Genomic DNA, 5018 nt, shown 5'->3' with positions numbered 1-5018 from the left:
AGCGCAGGTCATCAATTCTAAGAAAGTTACCGATCACCATGCTATTATCCCTACAAAAACAGCGGCGGGTTATGACATTTCCTCTCTTCCCAGTGGAGAACGGGCGATTCTTACCATGCTGGCGGTGCGGCTGATTTGCGCGGTAGGAACTCCCTGCCGCTATGCAGAAACCATAGTAGAAGCCGAGTGCGCCGGTCAGAAGTTCCGAACGAAAGGCAAAACAGTCACGGATATGGGCTGGAGACAGTATGCAGGAAAGCCGGTTGAAGAGACTGAGAAGAATGCAGAGGCAGGTGAACTTCCGATACTTTCGGAAGGCATGACACTGGAACTTGCCGGTGTCGATCTGAAAGAAGGCAAGACCAGCCCACCCAAGAGGTTTACCGAAGATCTTCTGCTTTCAGCGATGGAAAGTGCCAGCTCGGATGAATTTCCGGCCGGTGTAGAGCGAAAAGGCATCGGCACACCGGCTACACGCGCTGCCATCATCGAAAAACTGGTGCAGAAAGGGTTTATCGAGCGCAGGGGTGATAAGAAAACGAAATACCTTTGCTCTACGGACAAGGGAAATGCACTGGTGACGGTGGTGCCGGAACAGATTCAGTCCCCATCCATGACGGCAGACTGGGAGGAAAAACTGCTGAAAATAGAACACGGCGAGTATGACGGTGATGCCTTTATGGGCGAAATCAGCAACATGGTGAGCGGACTTGTCAAAACCTACGAGGCTGTGAAAGGTGCCGATGTGCTGATGCAGCCAGAGCACAAGGTCATTGGCTCCTGTCCCGCCTGCGGCAGTGATGTCTGTGAAACGGCAAAGGGTTGGTTTTGCAGGGATAAGAACTGTAAATTTGCACTCTGGAAGGAAAACAGATTCTTTCAGACACTGGGAAAGCAGATGACAGAGGAACTGGCAAAGCAACTGGTAAATCAGGGAAAAGCACGGCTTACCCATTGCTATTCCAGGAAGTCTGGACGTTACTATGACACAACCGTTCGTGTAGAGGCCGGCGAGGACGGTGCAGCAGCATTTAAGCTGGAGTTTGGAGGTAAAAAATGAGCATGAAAATGATGAATGCAGCTTATCTGGTGGATAATGCTGCGCTGCTTTCCTTGCAGGAAAAGCAGGACGGCGTGGAATTCCATTGCTTTGATATGGACAGCAAGGTGCAGACCACCGAGGGACACATTGGCTGGGATGTGTTGGATAAACAGCCGTCTTCTACGCTGGAAGAAAGCGCAAGGGTGGTAGCACTTCAGAAGATTCCCCAGCTTGACGGTCTTGCCGTTGCGCCGGTAGCTCCGGAGATGCTGGAGCAGGTACGCGGCGGCAGAAAGGTTCTCTGGCAGATGAAAAAGGCTGATCCTGAGCTGGAGAATGCAAAAAATATCCGGTTTATCACCAGCAACTACGAGGATCGGTTCAAAATTCCGGATGGCAGTGCAGTGGAGATCGAGTATCCGAACCGGAAGTTCTCAGCTCGCTGCGAATATATGGACGAATATCATTTGCGCCTGGGGTATGATGTTTTGCACATCTGTCAGCTGGCAGAAATGCTGGAACGCGGCGGTGGTACATGCCGCCCGGAGCCGCTGATTACGGAAGAACGCAGTGCATGGGATTTGGGAAGCAAGGGCTTTCTTGCCATTCAGACCTGTGAGGACGGTTACGACTATACCTTATATCATAAGGACTTTATGGAAATTGACGGTGGACAGATCGACAACCCGGAAATCAGCATGAATGCAGCCAGAGACCAGATTCTTTCGGATTATGGGTTCGGTGGCCGCACCATGACGCGGATTGACTATGATGAACTTTGTGATCGTGCAGAGGAAGCGGAAATCAGCAGACGGGAATCTGTGCTGGGTAAACTCTCGGATTTGTCTTCCAGAACGGATACGCCGGTGAAAGCTGCCAAGGCGAAGGAGGCAGAGCGATGAAATACAAGCTTACGAAGGCAGAGCAGGAAACCGTCATCAATTTTGATAATGAACTGGATATCGCCAGCATTTATACCCATGACAGCCGCCTGATTAAGAAGCTTCGGGAACTGCGAAAACAGTATCCGGAGCAGTTTATTTTGGAGCACCGGGAGCATGGGTCGGTCACTTATACGATTCCGAAACGCTGCGTCGGTATCCGACCGCCTTATAGTGAAAAGCGGCGGGAACAGCAGCGGCAGGAAGCAAAGGAAAACGGCCTGCCGTTTATGGAGAAGGGAGAAATGAACGATGGCAAGAATTGAAAAATGGGATGAAGTGCATGGAACGCAGGCACCGGACGAAAGAATGATGGCATTTCTCGACAGTACTACCGACCAGTATGCGATTTTGCAGCTTCGCCGCATCGAGGATACGGTATATGAACGCTTTTCGTCTATGCGCGAACTGGAACGGATGGGGCTGGAACCGGATATTGACCATTATGAAGTGGTTTATACGGCTCCGCTGCTTCCCTACAAGGATCAGAATACGATGTTGGAGGAACTGTATGCGAAATTCAATGTTTCCCGCCCTGATGATTTTACTGGGCATAGTCTTTCTGTGTCTGACATCGTGGCTTTACGGCAGAATGGTGTTGTAAGCTGTCACTATGTGGATTCCATCGGCTTCCAGGAGCTGCCCGGATTTTTGAAACCGGAGAATTATCTGAAAGCCGCAGAAATGGCAATGGAAGACGATTACGGTATGATTGACGGCGTAATCAATAACGGAAAGAAGGAAGAACCGGCGGAGAAAGCATCGGTTCTGGATCAGCTGAAGGAAAAGCAGGAGGCGGTGCCGCCTGCACCGCCTCGTAGGTGCTGCGAAGAAAAGGAGTTATAAATGCGTTTTACGGATGACGAATGGATGCTCATGATGCTTTACAGTCCTGGCACACGGACAGGGCTGATTGCAGAGCTTCAGATGATGCAGAAAAGTCTGACCGGCAGAGATAGAAACCTGCGCAGGTGGACGGCCTCGCTGCTTGCGAAACTGGCAGAGATGACGGATGCAGAATATGAGGCACTGGATTTGTATCCAGACGAATAAAGGAGAGGAGGAAAAAATAGATGATGACGAAAACGGCTTATTATATGCAGATGGCGCAGGAAGCTGCGGCACAGATCACTGGCAGCAAAGAGCAGTGGACAGCGTTTCTGACCACATCCGCACGGCTTTATAAGTATCCTTTTGCGGAGCAGCTGATGATCTATAAGCAGAGACCAGAAGCGACGGCCTGTGCAGAGTACGATCTCTGGAATGATCGGATGAACCGCTATGTGAAGCGTGGCTCCAAGGGCATTGCTCTTTTGGACATGCGCGGCGAGCAGCCGAAACTGCGGTATGTATTTGATGTGGCAGATACCGGAGAACGGAAGAATTCCCGACCGGTACAGCTCTGGAAAATGAATGCGGAGCATGAGCAGCCAATCATTCGCGCACTGGATACAGCATTTGATGTTTCTGCCGGTGCTGGGTCTCTGGAAAATCATATCATGGAAGCGGCAGAACGCCTTGCAAGGGATTACTGGGAGGAAAACCGCAGGCAGATCAGTGACATCGTTGCAGATTCCTATCTGGAAGGATATGATGAACTCAACATCGGAGCTTCCTTTAAGAGAGCTGCCGCTGTCAGCATCGCATATTCCGTCTTTACCCGGACGGTGGGCAATGCAGATGACTATTTTGAGCACGAGGATTTTCTGGACATCTTTGATTTTAATACGCAGGCTGCCGCCAATGTGCTGGGAACTGCGGTCAGCGAAATGTCCAGCCAGATCTTCCGGGAAATTGAACGCACGATCCGAACCTATGAAAGAGATAAGCAGGCAGAAAGGAGCCAAAACTATGATGGAGCTGAATTACACGAAGAACGGCGATTACCTGATTCCGGACATCCAGTTGTCGGTGCAGGAACAGAAGCCCCTGGGCAAGTACGGGAGGATGCGCAGAGCGTTTCTGCAGGAGAACAACACGCTGCTGTACAATCACCTGATCCTGACCGAGAAGCTGTACCCGCACCTGTGGGAGATTCAGGAGACCGCGACCGCACGGATGGAGCAGATGATGGCGGATCTTCTGAAAGCGAATCCGGCACCGGACAAGAAATCAAACCAGATGGCCTGGGTGCAGCACATGAACATGCTGAAAGCGCAGGCAGAGGAAGTCATTCTGACGGAACTTATCACCAGTTAAACTTCATGAGTCTGTTTCAGTCCGAAGCAGAGCAGATTCAGAAAATTGATGCGGCGGCAGAAAATGCAGCCAAAGAAGCGGAGAGCGAGAAGCCCTCCGCTTTTGTCATTTCTGAGGATGAAATCGACCGGATGCTGCGGACAGGCTCCAATTTTGAAGGCGGAAAGATCCGTATTTATGCGCTGTATCAGCAGCAAGGGGACGCAAAAGAACGAGCTGCATTCTTGAAAGCGGAATACGGTCTCGGTGGCCACAGCTATACCTTTATGGATGGCAGTCGCGGTTTTGCCGATTATAACGGAAGAGGTATTCTGCTTCGCAATTATGACCATGACCGGGAAGTGCGACTCACATGGTCGGCGGTGGATAAGCGGTTAGACCGGCTTGTGGAAAATGATCAGTACCTGACCGCGCTGGAAATGGAAGAGTATCGGAAGCTGGAGCAGGAATACGGCGCGCCGCTTCCTATGCCGACTGCCGCCCATGTGTTTCCGCCAACGCCACCGGAACGCTACGATACCGGAAATGAGCATGTGGACAACATGCTGAATACGGCTGCGGATGTATATGCCCGGAGTGAACTGGCGGCACCACAGCGGTTTACCGTGATGGAGACAGACGATGGTTATGCGGTCTGGGATGATATTCAGGACGGCATTCATGTGGAGCCGGATGGCGTCAGCGAAGAGTTTACCAGCGAATGGGAGGCAGAGACCTACCGCCAGCAGTTGATTGAAAAAGTTCAGGAACGGGAAGCAAAAGACTGGCTCTATGTTGAACAGAGCAAGCAGAATTTGCAGCAGGACATTCCATTCCCAGATGTGGAATCCGAAGAA

The 5018-nt window shown here is 51.2% G+C and carries 6 protein-coding genes and 1 pseudogene; all 7 read left to right on the top strand.

Annotated features, from left to right (window positions below; all coding sequences use genetic code 11):
• The coding region (locus ACZMB2_RS13600) for a DNA topoisomerase (RefSeq protein WP_487597135.1) at positions 1-1060 on the top strand (1060 nt) is incomplete at its 5' end.
• Positions 1057-1944, top strand: a complete 888-nt coding sequence (locus tag ACZMB2_RS13595; RefSeq protein ID WP_487597134.1) for an LPD16 domain-containing protein — start codon at positions 1057-1059, stop codon at positions 1942-1944. The genes ACZMB2_RS13600 and ACZMB2_RS13595, both read left to right, overlap by 4 nt.
• The gene (locus tag ACZMB2_RS13590) at positions 1941-2249 is read left to right on the top strand and encodes an immunoglobulin (protein ID WP_487597133.1); all 309 of its coding nucleotides are present in this window, start codon (positions 1941-1943) and stop codon (positions 2247-2249) included. Before ACZMB2_RS13595 ends, ACZMB2_RS13590 begins: the two co-directional genes overlap by 4 nt.
• The gene (locus ACZMB2_RS13585; RefSeq protein ID WP_238074550.1) at positions 2236-2829 is read left to right on the top strand and encodes a YodL domain-containing protein; all 594 of its coding nucleotides are present in this window, start codon (positions 2236-2238) and stop codon (positions 2827-2829) included. The genes ACZMB2_RS13590 and ACZMB2_RS13585 overlap by 14 nt, the downstream gene beginning before the upstream one ends.
• Complete coding sequence (locus ACZMB2_RS13580) at positions 2830-3036, top strand: transposon-transfer assisting family protein (protein WP_101871406.1); 207 nt, start codon at positions 2830-2832, stop codon at positions 3034-3036.
• Positions 3037-3396: 360 nt separating this feature from the next.
• On the top strand, positions 3397-4182 hold the full coding sequence (locus ACZMB2_RS13575) for a TnpV protein (RefSeq protein WP_487597132.1): 786 nt from the start codon (positions 3397-3399) through the stop codon (positions 4180-4182).
• 5 nt (positions 4183-4187) lie between these two features.
• Positions 4188-5018, top strand: a pseudogene (locus ACZMB2_RS13570) (helicase); the annotation flags it as partial.

This window comes from Hominiventricola sp. (assembly GCF_057604405.1).
The sequence above is the reverse complement of the archived record's forward strand: the minus strand, read 5'-3'. Positions and strand labels throughout refer to the sequence as shown.